Below are 13,551 nucleotides of genomic sequence, written 5' to 3' on the forward strand. Positions count from 1 at the left end.
GGACGACCGCACCACCTGAGGTGCGCGTCTAGAAGGCGATCATGACTTTCACGACGTCCTCGAGTTTCCTGTCCGAGACCTCGAAGGCCCGCTCCATGTCGTCGAAGTGGAACTCATGCGTCGTCAGGTGCGACGGGTCGACGCGTTTCGTCTCCAGCACCCGCAGCAGTCGCTCCATGCGGAGCCTTCCCCCGGGGCAGAGACCCGTCGCGATCGTCTTGTCCGCCATTCCGACGCCCCATTCGACGCGGGGGATGCGCACGAACTCCCCTTCGCCGAAGTAGCCGATGTTGGAGACCGTGCCTCCGGGCTTGGTGATCTTGATTGCGGTCTGGAAGGTCACGTCCGCGCCGAGCGCCTCGATGGCGGTGTCGACTCCCTGGCCGTCCGTGAGCTCGAGGATGCGCTCCACGACGTCCTCGCTGGTGAAGTCCACGATCAGGTCCGCGCCGTAGGTCCGCGCGAGCTTCTGCCGGCTGGGAACCGATTCGACTCCGATGACGAGGCCTGCGCCGCGGAGCCTGGCCCCGGCCGTCGCCATCAGGCCGACCGGCCCCTGCGCGAGCACTGCCACGGTCCCGCCGATCGGGATGTCTCCCTTCTCGGCGCCCATGAATCCGGTCGACAGCATGTCGGCGCAGTAGACCGCCGCTGCGTCGGAGATCCCGTCAGGGATCTTCGCGAGATTGGCGTCGGCGTCGTTCACATGGAAGTAGTCGGCGAAAACCCCGTCCTTGGAATTCGCGAACTTGAAGCCGCCGAGCGGTCCGCCGGACTGCGACGGATAGCCGTTCTGGGAGGCCGGGTCGCCCCAGTCGGGAGTGATGGCGCCGACCAGCACACGGTCGCCGGGCCGGAAGTCCCTCACCTCGCTCCCCACGGCGTGCACGACGCCGACCGCTTCGTGTCCCAGCGTCAGGTCGTTCCGAGGGCCGATGCCGCCCCGGACGGTGTGGGAGTCCGAGGTGCAGATGAGGGCCCGGGTCGTCCGGACGACGGCGTCGCCTGGACCCGGCTTCGGAACGGGTTTCTCCATGAAACCCACCCGCCCGATCTCCTTCATCACGAACGCCTTCAACTGCTTGGTCCCTCCTGCCGTCCACCACCGTCACCGAAGCGGCGCCGAGGCCCGCCTGACCGGCAGCGTCCTGGCCGTGCCCGCCATGGCCGACCGCCGGTTCCCACGCTCTCACCGGCCGGGCGGCATCGCGATCCGGCCGCTTCGGCGGTTAGGCTTTCCAGTGAAAGCCGATCCGTGTGGGACGGGGCCTGCGTGAGCCGGTCGTGATCGCCCCGGACCCGCCTTACCGGCCCCGTGCGCGCAGGGCGGAGGACGCTGTGGACCACAAGGGCATGGGGCGGGCCTTCATCGGATCGTTCACCTCGGCGGGCGGACGCGGGATCGTCGTGGCCGACGTGGATCCGGACACCGGTGCCCTGACCGTGACGGGCGCCGTCGACTCCGTCGCCGACCCGTCATATCTCGCCGTCGCGCACACGGAGGCCGGCCCGGTTCTCTACGCCGTGTCGGAGACGGCGGCAGGGGCGGTCGCCGCCTACGACATCTCCGGGCCGGTGCCCCGCCCGCTCGGCGCGCCCGTGGCGGTGTGCGGAGACGGGCCCACACATCTCACGGTCGTCCACGGCCACCTGCTGACCGCCAACTACGGCTCCGGCAGCGTCACCGTGCTGCCGCTCGCCGCCGACGGCACCCCGCACCACCCGAGCAGTGTGCTGCACCACGAGGGCAGCGGACCGCACCCCGACCGCCAGCTGACCCCGCACGCCCACCAGGTACTTCCCGATCCGTCAGGGCACTGGGTACTCAGCGTCGACCTCGGCACCGACTCGGTACGCATCTGCTCCCTGCACCCGGAGACGGGAGTACTGGCACTCCACGGCGAGACCGCGCTGCCGCCCGGCACCGGGCCACGGCACCTCGCCTTCCACCCGGCCGGGGGTCATGTGTACGTGCTCGGCGAACTGCGGCCCACCGTGACCGTGTGCCGCTGGGACCCGGCGGCCGGCACGCTGGAGCCGGTGGGGGAAACCCCGCTGGTCCCGGGCGGCGAGGACGTCCCCGCCCTTCCCTCGGCCCCGGTCGTCTCACACGACGGCCGCTACCTGTGGGCGGCGGTACGCGGCACGGACACCATCGCCGTACTCGCCCTCGACGAGACCGGTGAGACGGCGGAGCCGGTCGCGTCGGTGCCGTGCGGCGGCCACTGGCCACGCGACCTGGTACTGCACCCCTCGGGCACCCGCCTGTACGCGGCGAACGAGCGCTCGGGCGATGTCACCCGGTTCGACCTCAACCTCACGACGGGCCTCCCGCACCGCACCGGCTCGCTGTCAGTCCCGGCGGCGTCCAACGTCATCTTCGTCTGAGGGCGCCGAACCGCCGGCGAAGGCGGCGGCGCTGACCACCGCGGGTCCGGCCATGGGCGCCAGCATGTTCTTCGGGCTGCGCACCCCCGCTCATCTGGAACGAGACCGTGTGTCTGGTCCAGGGCCTCTCGATCGGCATGGTGATCGGCCCGGTGACGGCAGGACTCATGAGCGCCCTGCCGTTGGAACGGGCCGGCGCCGGATCCGCCTTCACCGGAGCCGTCCTGCTGGTGACCGCGCTGCGTCCCACTCGGCCTCCGGCCTGACGTCCGCCCGGTATCCTTCCGGCGCCCCGCCACTCGAGGACCGCCGACCGAGCTGCGCCACCACCGGTCCCGGCCTATCGTGATCAGCATGAGCGAGGCCAACCTCACGCCCGCCGCCCAGCGAGCCGCCGACGCCTACGCGCGCACCGTCGTTCTCCTCGGCCGCTGCGGCGAGGCAAGCCACCAGGCCGACTGGGCCGCACTCGCCGAGCACGCCGGTGCGCTCAGCACCGCCGCCGACGAGCTCTCCACCGCCGCCGGTGCGGTGACCCGCGAGGAGGGTTCCGTGACGCCCGGTGAGTTCCACGCCGCGGCGCAGCACGCCATCCGCCGGATGCAACCCGAGTGACTCCACCGGCGTCTGACGGGACGATCGCCTCACCCGCTCCTCGCTGTGGCACACCGGTTCGCGGTGCTCGCGCCCGCGCCGGGATGCGCCTCCACCGGTGCGGGCTCAAGGTCGTGGGCCGGAGCGGTCCCGGTCGATGGCGACGGCATCGGCCGGTCCGCCGGTGTCCGGAATCAGGAAGCCCCGGACGGTGGCGTTGAACGCGTGCGGTGCCGTCATGGGCAGCAGATGCCCGGCGTGCGGAACGGTGATCAGGTGGGCTCCCGGGATGGCCGCCGAGGTCCGGCGGGCATCCGGCAGGCTGGTGCGATCCCGCTGACCGCACAGTACGAGCGTGGGTGCGGCGATCCGCGGAAGCGCGTCGGAGAGGTCGCTCGTTTCGAGCGCGTCCAGCACGTCGTTCCAGCCGCGGCGGCCGGGGACGTCGGAGATCGCCCGGACCAGCCAGCCGGGGCGGTGCCGTTCGGTCCGAATCCGCCGTGACGAGGTCCGGCCCGGTGCGATCTCAGGACCGCCGACCAGCACCAGGCGCGCGAGGAGGTCCGGGTACTCGGCTGCGACTCGTGCCGCCACGATCGCTCCGAGCGAGTGGCCGCACAGGTGAACCGGCCGCAGCCGTCGGGCGGTCTCGACCACGGACTCGACTGCCGCCGTCAGGCTGAACGGGCCCGGCGTGCCACCGAATCCGGGCAGGTCGGGGGCGACGACATGGAAGTGATCGGACAGCGCCTCCAGCTGACGTCTCCACATACGTGCGCCGTGGCCACCGCCGTGCACCAGGACCAGTGCCGGAGACTCGGCGTCGCCGGTCTCCAGAACATGCGCTCTCATGATCACAATATGGCAGCATCGCGGCCGCCGGGCCAGACCGGCCCGGACCGGCGGACCTGTCCGGCCGGAGCAGCGACCCGGTACCGCCGGCCCGCTCGGGAAGACCGCCGTTTCCGCTGGATTCGTTGACAGCCGGTCAGAAGACTAGTCCGGAAGCACGCGTAGGGGAGCTTGTATGGCCACCATCCACCAGACCACCATGACGCCCACCAAGCTGGAGCTGCTCACCGAGTGGCTGCCCAAGCAGGACTGGTACCTGGGCGACGCGGCAACACCGGTGCTGGTCAAGGCCGGTGGGTTCCGGTTGGACGATCCGGAGGGCGAGGTCGGGATCGAGTTCATGGTCGTGGTGGACACCACCGCACAGGATCCGGTGGCGTACCTGGTGCCGATGGGCTACCGGGGTGCGGCGCTGGAGGGCGCCCCCGGCGGGGCGCTGATCGGCACCTCCGAGCACGGGGTGCTCGGCACCCGCTGGATCTACGACGGCGTCCACGACCCGGTGGTGCTGGCGCAGTTGAGCGCGCTCCTGCGCGGCGAGGCGACGCCGCAGCGGCAGAGCGAGAGCGACACCCCGGACCCGACCGTCACCGTGCACGGAACCGTCCCTGCCGACGGGCTCGACGTGCGGGTCAACCGTGTCCTGCGGTCCACGCAGACCGCGGAGGGGTCGCCCGTGGGCCTCGTCGCCGGGTGGAGCTGGCCGGACGGAACGGCCGTGCGGGGCGTACTCGCGTCCGTCGCGCGGCGGTAGGTCCTCAGCCCGGGCGAGGTACCCGCTGTGGTGGCCCCGGGCCGATGGGGTCGCACGGCGATCGGGCTGCCGGTGGTGACCCGATCGCCTTTCCGCGGTGGGGCCGCCACCGGCGGATTCCGACTCTCCCACGACCGGCCTCCCACGACCGGCCTCACGCGACCGGCTCTCCCACGACCGGCCTCACACTGCGTGCTCATGGTCGGCGAGGACTTCGCGGATGACGTGCCGTGCGATCGCCGCCATCACCGGGTTGGTGTCACGGTAGTAACGCAGTTCGAGGAGCGCGATCGACAGCGCCCAGCCGCGACCTCGCGCCCAGGCCGCGTCATCGGCCTCCACTCCGGCCCGGAAGGCGCCCCGAGCGTCGGCCGGCAACACGTACCAGGCCGTGATCAGGTCGACGGCGGGATCGCCCAGCCCCAGGCAGCCGAAGTCGATGACGGCGCTGAGCCGGCCCTGGGCCACCAGCAGGTTTCCCGGTTGCAGATCCGCGTGGATCCAGACTGCCGGACCGGGCCACCCGGGGGCCGGCAGTGCCGCCTCCCAGGCGGCACTCACCGCGTCGGTGTCGACCGTTCCACGCAGATCCGCGATCGCGGCGCGGGTGGCGGTGTCCCGCGCTGCCAGAGGCTCACTGCGGTAGGAGGCGGGCCCGCCCGCGGGATCGATGCGGTGCAACGTCGCGACGAATTCCGCCAAGTCCCCTGCGAGCAGGCCTGGTTCAGCGATACGCCCGACGACGGGATTCGTGCCGTCGAGCCATCTGTAAACGGACCAGCGCCAGGGATAGCCCTCGGCGGGCATCCCCTTCCCCAGCGGCGTGGGGACGGCGACGGGAAGCGGCGGGGCAAGCCGCGGCAGCCACCTGTGCTCCTTCTCGACGTCGTCGGCGGCTCCGGCGATGCGGGGAAGCCGCACCACCATGTCCTCACCCAGCCGGTACATGGCGTTGGACGTACCGGCGGACTCGACCGCCTCGACAGGAAGCCCGGCCCACTGCGGGAACTGCGCGCCAATCAGCCGACGCACGAGCGGTACGTCGATATCCGCCTCGTCGGCGTGCATCCTGCCGGCGCGCATGAGTACCTCCCTGAAGCGGTGACCGGTCCACCGGTGCGCCTTGGACGTCAACGGACGCCGACGGCACGGTCGCCACGGATCGGCCGTTGTCGGCCGACGGCAATGGGACCGTTCCGGGGCGGCACCCGTCAACTCGTTTCCCACGGCGGCCCGCTGGCCACGACCGGCGCGGGTGTTCAGAGGACGAGGCGTCGGATGGTCAAGGTGCGACCGAGTCCGGTCGGAACGCCGAGCCGACGGAGCCCGTTCCGCAGTGCCCGGAGGTTCGCCGCAGGCCGAGCACCAGCTCGGTGGCGCTGAACACGTCGCTTCACGTGAGGGAGCACTCCCGCGAGTGTGCGGCCGACGGGGTGCGCGGCTTCTGGCGCTCCCTCGGGGATTCCGAGCGGTTCAGCTCTCGCCTGTGGGCAGGAGTGCCAGGGCCTGCTGGAGATTGCAGGCGGGGTCGCGGGAGGTCTTCCAGGTCTTCACGCGTTGAAACGAGACGCCCTCCTCGCGGAGCAGGACCCGAAGGCCCTCGTGGCTGATGTCGTCGACCACCCCCTCGGCGACCAGGAAGTCGGCCAGCTTGGCCAGACTCCAGGTCGAGAACGGCAGGCCGTGCTCGGCCGGCTTGGACTCGGCGATCTTCTTGATCTCCCGGCGCTCGGGGAGCGTGAACGTCCTCGGGCGCCCGCCCCGGTACTTCGGGTAGAGCGCTTCGAAACCGTCGGCGTTGAAGTTGTGGATCACGTCCCGGACCCGGTCCGTACTGGTGAACGTGACCTCGGCGATCTTCGCCACGGGCATACCCTGAGCCGACAGCAGCACCATCTGGGCCCGCCGCCAGGTCACCACCGACCCAGTACCCCTGCGGACGATCCGCAACAACCGTCTGCCCTCGTCGTCATCGATCTCACGGACCTGCACGCGTTCAGCCACGTGATCATTCTGACCGCCCGGCGCCGCCCGACCCAGCAACCGGACGACACATCGACGGGGCGAACACTGCCCGATGCGGCACTGGATGATCAATTCCAAGGGATGCCTACGGAGGGTGTGGGGTGGGCGGCGGCCGAAGCCACCGCAAGACGGTCAGGCGGCGGGCTGCCGGCCCTGGTTGTCGAGGTGGCAACGGGCGGTCAGGCGTCAGGGTCGACTTCGGGGTGCGTGAATCGGACGGGCTTGCCCAGCGACCGGGCGTAGGCGATTTCGGCTCGGGTGCTGTCCCCGATGTAGTCGCCGACTACGAGCACTTCATCAGCGAGCCGGATCTTCGCCCGGTGCAGGTCGTCGAGTCGAACCTTCAGTGCCTCGGCCTCGACAGGATCGGACCAAAGTTCGTGAGGCGACTTCATGTCACAGCCCGGTTTGACGACAATCTTTCCGGCTTTGGTCTCTCGCAGATCGGCCTCGGTCATCTCGCTCATGAAGCGGGTGGAGCCGCAGATCACGACGATACGCGGGAGGATCAACAGCTTCTTCGCGTTGGCGAGCTTCTCCTCGGGGGTGAGCAGTTGCGGGTATGACACTGGTTCCTCCTGGTGGTGTGGTCCAAGGGGTGCCTGCGGAGACGAGAACGAGGGCGTCCAAGATCGTTTTGTGACGAACGACGTGGACACCCTCGCGACAGCACTCTATGCAACGACCGACGACATGCTGAAGGAACATCCCGACCTGGCGCCGTGGCGCCCGCCGGTCGGCATCACGCCCAGCCTGAGCGATGCCGAACTGGTCACCCTCGCCACGATGCAGGCCATACCCGGCTACACCTCCGAGGCCAAATGGCTCCGCCATGCCCGTGCCCACCTGCGGCACCTTTTCCCCTACCTGCCCCAGCAGCCCGGCTACAACAAGCGGCTGCGCAAGCCCGCCGGTCTGATGCGAAGCATCAACCGGATCCTGGCCACCGCCACCTCGGTGTGGTGCGACGACGTATGGGTCGTGGACTCCACCCCGGTGGAATGCGGCCGTTCCCGCGAGACCGTCAAACGCTCCGACCTGGCAGGTTGGGCCGAATACGGCTACTGCGCCAGCCACAGCCGCTTCTTCTGGGGCCTGCGCCTGCACCTGGTCTGCACCCTTTCAGGGCCTGCCCATCGCTTCGCTCTGACTGGGGCCAAGGCCGACGAACGCGAGACCCTCCTTGACCTCCTGGCGGCCGAATGCGAGCTTCTCCGAGAACGTCCCCGACAGACTCACATCGGCGACAAGAACTACTTCGGCCGTGGTTTCGAACGTGAACTGTCCGAGTATGGAGTCCAGTTGCTGCGGCCTGCCCGTAAGGGTGAACGGGAACGGCCTGGCGCAGCCCTGTTCAAGCCGCTTCGACAGGTCATCGAATCGATCAACGAGACCCTCAAGGGGCAGCTTGACCTCGAACGGCACCGAGGGCGCACACCCGGAGGTGTCGTAGCCCGCGTCATGCAACGCATCCTCGCGCTGACCGCCGCGATCTGGCACAACAACGCCACGGGACAAACCGTCCTGTGCTCACTGGTCGCCTACGATCACTGCTCCCTTGGAATAGATCATCTAGTCACCCGCCAGTGCTCGGGCGTCCTCGGCAACGTGTCGGCCACCCGGCCGGGGACGGCTCACGCCCAGGGGAGCCCGGAGCGGGTGCGCCAGTACGCCTCGGCGGGCTCTGCGAGCCCGGGCAGCTCGTCGGGGACGAGGTCGAGCCCGGCGGCGGTGAGGTTGGAGGCCAGCTGCTCCGGGGTCGCGGCGCCGGAGAGCACGATGTCCGCCCAGGGCTGGGCTGCCGCCGCGGCCAGCGCGAGGGCGTCGCAGGACGCGCCGGTCCGGGTGGCGAGGGAGCGCAGCGCGGCGGTGTCGGGGCCGGTGGCGTTGCGGCCGGCGAGGCGGCCGTTGGCCATGGCCTCCTTCACCACCACCAGCCATCCCGCCGCGTGCGCCTCGGCGAGTGCCGGCCCGGCGGACGGCTCCAGCAGGTTCCAGGTGGACTGGACGGCGGCGAACAGCGGTTGTCCCTCCACCGTCACCTCCAGTGCCGCCCGGACGGCCTCGGCCTGCGCCGGACCGCTGGTCGAGATCCCGACCCGGACGCCCTCCGCGGCCAGCGCCGCCAGCCGCGCGTGCAGCACGGGGTCGGTCAGCGCCGGACTGTCCGGGGTGACCGAGTGCACCAGGTACACGTCCAGATGCCGGCCCAGCAGCGCCCTGGTCTCCTTGATCTGACGGTCGAACACCGCCACGGAGTGCTCCTTGACTTCGTGCACGGGCACCCCGCTGGCCCGCCAGTCGGCGGTGTAGGTGTAGCCCCACTTGCTGCCCACCACCGCGTCGGCCGCGGCCTGCGGCCTGGCTGCCAGCCACTCGGCGACGAACTCCTCGGCGCGGCCGTAGGACCGGGCCGTGTCGAAGTACCGCACGCCCGCCGCGTAGGCGGCGTCGAGCAGTTGGTGCGTCCGCTCGCGCATCGCCTCGACGGTGCGCTCGGCAGGCAGGTCGAGGTCGCGACCGAGCGTGATGTAGCCGGGCCGCCCGACGGCGGCCGTACCCAGACCGAAGCGCGCGAGCGACGGGCTGACGGAGGGTCCGGTGGCGGGTGCGGCCGGCATGGCGAGGGTCCCTTCGGTGGTTTCCGCGGGCGGGGACGGCGTGCCCCACCCGCAGCGGAACCCTATCTTCCGCCCGACTGCCGACCGCCGTGGTGTGCGGGATAGGCACGGCCGGGTGCGCTGGTCGCCGTCCGCTGCTGGGGCGGGACGCCGCAGGCCCCGGTGGCGGGCCGACCGTACCCGTGGCCGGGTTCCGTTGCCCGGGGTGCGGCCCGGCCTGGTGCTCCGGCGGCGTGCCGCTCGGCCCGCGGGCGCGGTCGGCCGTGCTCGTCAGCAGGTCCTGGACCGAAAGGGGGCACCGGCCGCGCGGGGCCAAGGCCACCGCACGGCCGGCCGGGTCCGTCAGATACCGAAAGGCGCCGCGTAGCGGACGGTGCCGCCGGGCAGCGGGTGGGCCTCGTCCAAGGTGAGGGCCATCAGAGCCTCGTCCGGAACGTCGATGGTGAGGCCGATGCCGTGGGTGGAGGCGCGGGTGAAGCCGAAGCGCGGGTAGTACTCCGGGTGCCCGAGGACGACCACGTGGTGCTCGCCGATCTCCTTCGCCGCCTTGAGGGCGGCGCGGATGGCCGCGGACCCGGCGCCGGTCCTCTGGTGTTCCGGGAGTACGGCGACGGGGGCCAGGCACAGGGCCGGGGAGTCACCGATGTGGCAGCGGGTCAGCAGGGCGTGGCCGACGGGCGTGCCGTCGTCCTCGGTGCTGACGACGGACAGGCCGTCGATCCAGCAGGGGTCGGCGCGCAGGGCGTCGACGAGGTCGGCCTCCAGCGGGGTGTCGAACGCTGCGAGGTTGATGTCGCGGATGGTCGGGATGTCGGCCTCGGTCTCGGCGCGAGTGATCCACTGGTTGCGTGTACGCATGACGGGATGAAGATCCGTTTCAGACGGGATTCGTGCGGGAACGACCTCGCGAGCTCACGCTCTCAGCGAGGCACGGGGTTACCAGGTCAGTCCGTCGCCCGGGACGTGAGGGCGGTCCGGGCGCTGCTCGTCGCAGTGGCCTTGAGCGCGGTCATCAGCCCCACCTCCCTTTCCTGTCCTCGAACCCTGATCAGCACGAACCCAGCGAAGCTACCACGCACCGCGGGAGACCGTCGAACGGATTGACCGGCGACCCTGCCGAAACCGGAAACCGCCGCCCGGACCGACGGACAGCCCTGCCGGACAGGCCGAAGCCGCCACCGGCCCGCCGGGGCGGAGGCACCGCGCGGGGCGGCCCGCGCCGCTCAGCGGCCGCGGTCGTCACCGGGGCCGTGGTCGTCGCCGGGGCCGTGGTCGAGGCCGTCGAGCCGGCGCTGCCAGGTGGCCAGCAGCGTCTCCAGTGCGGCGGCCTCGTCCGGGCTGAGCAGGCCGAACAGGCGGTGCTCGTTGCGCATGTGGGCGGTGAACGCCTCGTCGATCAACCGGCGCCCGGCCTCGGTGAGGGCGACCACCCGGCCGCGCCGGTCGTCCTCGGCCGTGCGGCGGGTGACCAGTCCGGCCCGCTCCAGGCGGTCGATCCGTTTGGTCATGGCACCGGTGGTGACCATGGTGTGCGCGGCCAGCTCGCCGGGGGCCCGCTCGTACGGCTCGCCCGCGCGGCGCAGCGCGGCCAGGACGTCGAACTCGCCCTCACCGAGCCCGTAGCGACCGTAGACCAGGCACAGCTCGTCGGTCAGTCGGGCAGCCAGGCGGTGCAGGCGGCCGATCACCGCCTGCGGCGAGACGTCGAGGTCGGGGCGCTCACGGCGCCACTGGGCCTGGATGAGGGCTACGTGGTCGGCCGGTCCCGCGGCGGCTTCCGGCGTGTGGTGCTGCTCCATGAGACCACCCTACCGCCATTAGCTTCCCAGGAAGCTATATTGGCTTCCATGGAAGCCAATCTGCGATGGCTCGCCCTCACCGCGATCGCGCCGCTGGCCTGGGGCGCCAACTACTACGTCACCCGCGAGTTCCTGCCCGCCGACCGCCCGTTGTGGGGCGCCGCGCTGCGGGCACTGCCGGCCGGGCTGGTGCTGCTGGCCTTGTCCCGGCGCCGCCCACGCGGGGCGTGGTGGTGGCGCTCGGCTGTGCTCGGACTGCTCAACACGGCCGCCTTCTTCGTGCTGCTCTACACCGCCTCCCAGCTGCTGGCCACCAGCGTGGCCGCCACCGTCATGGCCGCCTCCCCGCTGGCGATGCTCCTGACCGCCTGGGCCCTGGCCGGGCAGCGCCCCGCCCGCGCCCACCTGGCGGGCGCGCTGGTGGGTCTGGGCGGGGTCGCACTCACACTGCTCGGGGGATCCGGCCCGGTGCGCCCGGCCGGCCTGTTCGCCTCGGCGGCGGCGATGCTGGTCTCGTCCGTCGGCTACGTGCTGGCCGCCCGCTGGCGCGAGGGCGCCGACCCGCTGGCCGCCACCTCCTGGCAGCTGACCTGCGGCGGCCTGGTCCTGCTACCGGCGGCCGCCCTCGTCGAGGGCCCGCCGCCCACGCCGAGCGTCCCGGTACTCCTGGCGTTCGGCTACACCACCCTGGTGGCCACCGCGCTCGCCTTCGCCCTCTGGTTCGCCGGCCTGCGCCACCTGCCCGCCGGCAGCGTCGGTCTGCTCGGCCTGCTCAATCCACTGGCCGGTGTCCTGCTGGGCGTGGCGGTGGCGGGAGAGAAGCCGGGGCTCCGTCAGACCCTCGGATTGGCCCTAGTGCTGGCCAGCGTCCTGCTCGGCCGTCCGCGCCCGCCGGCCCGCGTCGCGCCCCCCGCCACCACGCCCGCACACCCGCCGTCCCGGGCGCGCTGCTGATCCCCGCACCGGACGCCGCGCCGCCACCTGCCATCGGCACCGACCGCTGCTCCCCCGCCGCATGCCGCCCGGCCCCGCCCTCAGGGGCCAGCGCGCCCCGCCGACGACGCGCATCCGCCGGCGGGGCCGGTCTCGGCCCCGCCGGCGGCGACGGTCACAAGCGGCGCCACCAGGAACCGCCGACCGGTCGGTCAGCACTCAGCACTGGGGCCGCTTACCGTGGTTGGCCCCGTGCTTGCAACGCGTCTTCTTCTTACGGCGCCGCTTCGATGACATGGCCACTCCTCTCACCATCGTGCCTTCGCCCCCGGTTCCACCGTTCCACACCAGGGCTCACTCGGCGCGCCGTCCGCGACGGACAGGCGCTGCCGACAACGGCACGCCGGGCCGTACCCACGTGGTCACGGGCGCCCGGCCGGCCTTCTCAGTCGCCGGGCGGTCCGCCGGTGACACCGAAGGTCGCTCGTCCGGCCTCCGAGGGCCGTGGACTCCGGCACAGGTGCGGCGCACCGGGAGGTCCACCTCGGTCGGCACCCTCGGCAGGCGCGGCGGCCGGGCGGAACGCAGACGGCCGGGACCCGACCGGAGGACCGTGGTCCGAGCGGCCGGCCACGGGCACAGGCACGGGCACGGGGGTGAGCGCGGCCGCGCCGAGCATGATGCGAATCAGCCTGCGATACAAGGAAGTTGGCCTCCTCGGCGGACGCGTTGCGGGAACGCGAAACGGCGGACGCGTCACGGGGAACGCGGACCGGGCTGGACACCAAGCAGACTGCCGGAATCACCCTGAATGACGGCTTAATAACCTTAAGAAGCTTTAAGGACCATTTGGTGGGCAATCTTCCCTCCCTGGCATGCTGGAGCGCATGAACATCCTGCTGGTGGACGACGACCCCGACGTGTCCGCCGCCGTCCGGCGCGGTCTGGAGGCGGAGGGCTACACCGTCGACCTGGCCACCGACGGGCTGACCGGCCTCCAGTTGGCGAAACGTCACCCCTACCGGGCGATCGTCCTCGACATCATGCTGCCGGCCCTCAACGGCTACCGGGTCTGCGCGGAGCTGCGCCGGGCCGGAGTCGACACCCCGGTCATGATGCTCACCGCCAAGGACGGCGAGTACGACGAGGCGGAGGGCCTGGACACGGGCGCTGACGACTACCTCACCAAACCGTTCTCGTACGTCGTGTTCATCGCCCGGCTGCGCGCACTGATCCGCCGCAGCCAGGGCTGCGGCGACCCCGTCATCCGCCTCGGCGATCTGTGGCTGGACCCGCTCGCCCGCCGTTGCGGACGCGGCGAGCGGACCGTCGCCCTCACCTCCCGCGAGTTCGACGTGCTGCACTGCCTGGCCCGCTACCCCGGCCAGGTCCTTTCCAAGGGCGAGATCCTCGACGAGGTCTGGGACACGGCCTACGAAGGCGACGGCTCGATCGTCGAGGTCTACGTGAGCAATCTGCGCCGCAAGCTCGACGCTCCGTTCGGCCGCCGCAGCCTGCAGACCGTACGCGGCGCCGGTTACCGGCTGGTCGACGACCGTGGCTGAACCGACACCGGAACCCCCGC

General features: G+C 71.5%; 14 protein-coding genes and 2 pseudogenes. 7 read left to right on the forward strand and 9 right to left on the reverse strand.

Going from position 1 to position 13,551, the window contains the following annotated elements:
• Nucleotides 1-28: 28 nt before the first annotated feature.
• The gene (locus tag ACSMTC_RS01440; protein WP_436557772.1) at nucleotides 29-1,078 is read right to left on the reverse strand and encodes an NAD(P)-dependent alcohol dehydrogenase; all 1,050 of its coding nucleotides are present in this window, start codon (nucleotides 1,076-1,078) and stop codon (nucleotides 29-31) included.
• A gap of 275 nt (nucleotides 1,079-1,353) precedes the next feature.
• On the opposite strand from ACSMTC_RS01440, the gene ACSMTC_RS01445 reads away from it, so the two are divergent.
• From ACSMTC_RS01445 to ACSMTC_RS01455, 3 genes are all read left to right on the forward strand, one after another.
• Complete coding sequence (locus tag ACSMTC_RS01445; protein WP_436564565.1) at nucleotides 1,354-2,388, forward strand: lactonase family protein; 1,035 nt, start codon at nucleotides 1,354-1,356, stop codon at nucleotides 2,386-2,388.
• A 107-nt stretch (nucleotides 2,389-2,495) separates the two neighbouring features.
• Nucleotides 2,496-2,654 (forward strand): hypothetical protein, encoded by a 159-nt coding sequence (locus tag ACSMTC_RS01450; RefSeq protein WP_436557773.1) that lies wholly within the window; start codon nucleotides 2,496-2,498, stop codon nucleotides 2,652-2,654.
• An 88-nt stretch (nucleotides 2,655-2,742) separates the two neighbouring features.
• Nucleotides 2,743-3,003 (forward strand): hypothetical protein, encoded by a 261-nt coding sequence (locus tag ACSMTC_RS01455; protein ID WP_436557774.1) that lies wholly within the window; start codon nucleotides 2,743-2,745, stop codon nucleotides 3,001-3,003.
• Between the two features lie 105 nt (nucleotides 3,004-3,108).
• Here ACSMTC_RS01455 and ACSMTC_RS01460 read toward each other — a convergent pair whose 3' ends face one another.
• Nucleotides 3,109-3,834, reverse strand: a complete 726-nt coding sequence (locus tag ACSMTC_RS01460) for an alpha/beta fold hydrolase (protein ID WP_436557775.1) — start codon at nucleotides 3,832-3,834, stop codon at nucleotides 3,109-3,111.
• A 175-nt stretch (nucleotides 3,835-4,009) separates the two neighbouring features.
• On the opposite strand from ACSMTC_RS01460, the gene ACSMTC_RS01465 reads away from it, so the two are divergent.
• On the forward strand, nucleotides 4,010-4,588 hold the full coding sequence (locus tag ACSMTC_RS01465; protein ID WP_436557776.1) for a maltokinase N-terminal cap-like domain-containing protein: 579 nt from the start codon (nucleotides 4,010-4,012) through the stop codon (nucleotides 4,586-4,588).
• Nucleotides 4,589-4,771: 183 nt separating this feature from the next.
• Here the strand turns inward: ACSMTC_RS01465 and ACSMTC_RS01470 are convergent, their stop codons facing one another.
• The 3 genes and pseudogenes from ACSMTC_RS01470 to ACSMTC_RS01480 all read right to left on the reverse strand — a co-directional run bounded on the left by ACSMTC_RS01470 (nucleotide 4,772) and on the right by ACSMTC_RS01480 (nucleotide 7,182).
• Nucleotides 4,772-5,671 (reverse strand): aminoglycoside phosphotransferase family protein, encoded by a 900-nt coding sequence (locus ACSMTC_RS01470; RefSeq protein ID WP_436557777.1) that lies wholly within the window; start codon nucleotides 5,669-5,671, stop codon nucleotides 4,772-4,774.
• 441 nt (nucleotides 5,672-6,112) lie between these two features.
• Nucleotides 6,113-6,592: pseudogene (locus ACSMTC_RS01475) on the reverse strand (helix-turn-helix domain-containing protein); the annotation flags it as partial.
• 200 nt (nucleotides 6,593-6,792) lie between these two features.
• Entirely contained in the window at nucleotides 6,793-7,182 is a 390-nt protein-coding gene (locus ACSMTC_RS01480; protein WP_436557778.1) for a hypothetical protein, read from the reverse strand.
• 70 nt (nucleotides 7,183-7,252) lie between these two features.
• Between ACSMTC_RS01480 and ACSMTC_RS01485 the strand changes: the two are divergent.
• Nucleotides 7,253-8,164, forward strand: a pseudogene (locus ACSMTC_RS01485) (IS982 family transposase); the annotation flags it as partial.
• Nucleotides 8,165-8,247: 83 nt separating this feature from the next.
• Here the strand turns inward: ACSMTC_RS01485 and ACSMTC_RS01490 are convergent.
• From ACSMTC_RS01490 to ACSMTC_RS01500, 3 genes are all read right to left on the reverse strand, one after another.
• The gene (locus tag ACSMTC_RS01490) at nucleotides 8,248-9,234 is read right to left on the reverse strand and encodes an aldo/keto reductase (protein WP_436557779.1); all 987 of its coding nucleotides are present in this window, start codon (nucleotides 9,232-9,234) and stop codon (nucleotides 8,248-8,250) included.
• A gap of 342 nt (nucleotides 9,235-9,576) precedes the next feature.
• Nucleotides 9,577-10,092 (reverse strand): GNAT family N-acetyltransferase, encoded by a 516-nt coding sequence (locus ACSMTC_RS01495; protein WP_436557780.1) that lies wholly within the window; start codon nucleotides 10,090-10,092, stop codon nucleotides 9,577-9,579.
• A 365-nt stretch (nucleotides 10,093-10,457) separates the two neighbouring features.
• On the reverse strand, nucleotides 10,458-11,033 hold the full coding sequence (locus tag ACSMTC_RS01500) for a MarR family winged helix-turn-helix transcriptional regulator (protein ID WP_436557781.1): 576 nt from the start codon (nucleotides 11,031-11,033) through the stop codon (nucleotides 10,458-10,460).
• A gap of 48 nt (nucleotides 11,034-11,081) precedes the next feature.
• On the opposite strand from ACSMTC_RS01500, the gene ACSMTC_RS01505 reads away from it, so the two are divergent.
• On the forward strand, nucleotides 11,082-11,987 hold the full coding sequence (locus tag ACSMTC_RS01505; protein WP_436557782.1) for an EamA family transporter: 906 nt from the start codon (nucleotides 11,082-11,084) through the stop codon (nucleotides 11,985-11,987).
• Between the two features lie 198 nt (nucleotides 11,988-12,185).
• Here ACSMTC_RS01505 and ACSMTC_RS40630 read toward each other — a convergent pair whose 3' ends face one another.
• The gene (locus tag ACSMTC_RS40630; protein ID WP_473965320.1) at nucleotides 12,186-12,281 is read right to left on the reverse strand and encodes a hypothetical protein; all 96 of its coding nucleotides are present in this window, start codon (nucleotides 12,279-12,281) and stop codon (nucleotides 12,186-12,188) included.
• A 572-nt stretch (nucleotides 12,282-12,853) separates the two neighbouring features.
• On the opposite strand from ACSMTC_RS40630, the gene ACSMTC_RS01510 reads away from it, so the two are divergent.
• Nucleotides 12,854-13,531 carry a response regulator transcription factor gene (locus ACSMTC_RS01510; RefSeq protein WP_436564566.1) on the forward strand — a complete coding sequence of 226 codons (678 nt, stop codon included), beginning with the start codon at nucleotides 12,854-12,856 and terminating at the stop codon, nucleotides 13,529-13,531.
• The last annotated feature ends 20 nt before the right edge of the window (nucleotides 13,532-13,551 follow it).

The sequence above is a fragment of the Kitasatospora sp. HPM-01-4 genome, from assembly GCF_051374625.1.
Taxonomy (GTDB): Bacteria; Actinomycetota; Actinomycetes; order Streptomycetales; family Streptomycetaceae; genus Kitasatospora.

Excerpts from the sequence above, each read along its gene's own strand:
- ACSMTC_RS01445 (WP_436564565.1), top strand. The coding sequence starts at position 1,354 with ATGGGGCGGGCCTTCATCGGATCGTTCACCTCGGCGGGCGGACGCGGG.
- ACSMTC_RS01495 (WP_436557780.1), bottom strand. The coding sequence starts at position 10,092 with ATGCGTACACGCAACCAGTGGATCACTCGCGCCGAGACCGAGGCCGAC.
- ACSMTC_RS01490 (WP_436557779.1), bottom strand. The coding sequence starts at position 9,234 with ATGCCGGCCGCACCCGCCACCGGACCCTCCGTCAGCCCGTCGCTCGCG.
- ACSMTC_RS40630 (WP_473965320.1), bottom strand. The coding sequence starts at position 12,281 with ATGGTGAGAGGAGTGGCCATGTCATCGAAGCGGCGCCGTAAGAAGAAG.
- ACSMTC_RS01460 (WP_436557775.1), bottom strand. The coding sequence starts at position 3,834 with ATGAGAGCGCATGTTCTGGAGACCGGCGACGCCGAGTCTCCGGCACTG.
- ACSMTC_RS01455 (WP_436557774.1), top strand. The coding sequence starts at position 2,743 with ATGAGCGAGGCCAACCTCACGCCCGCCGCCCAGCGAGCCGCCGACGCC.
- ACSMTC_RS01510 (WP_436564566.1), top strand. The coding sequence starts at position 12,854 with ATGAACATCCTGCTGGTGGACGACGACCCCGACGTGTCCGCCGCCGTC.
- ACSMTC_RS01470 (WP_436557777.1), bottom strand. The coding sequence starts at position 5,671 with ATGCGCGCCGGCAGGATGCACGCCGACGAGGCGGATATCGACGTACCG.
- ACSMTC_RS01505 (WP_436557782.1), top strand. The coding sequence starts at position 11,082 with ATGGAAGCCAATCTGCGATGGCTCGCCCTCACCGCGATCGCGCCGCTG.
- ACSMTC_RS01500 (WP_436557781.1), bottom strand. The coding sequence starts at position 11,033 with ATGGAGCAGCACCACACGCCGGAAGCCGCCGCGGGACCGGCCGACCAC.
- ACSMTC_RS01465 (WP_436557776.1), top strand. The coding sequence starts at position 4,010 with ATGGCCACCATCCACCAGACCACCATGACGCCCACCAAGCTGGAGCTG.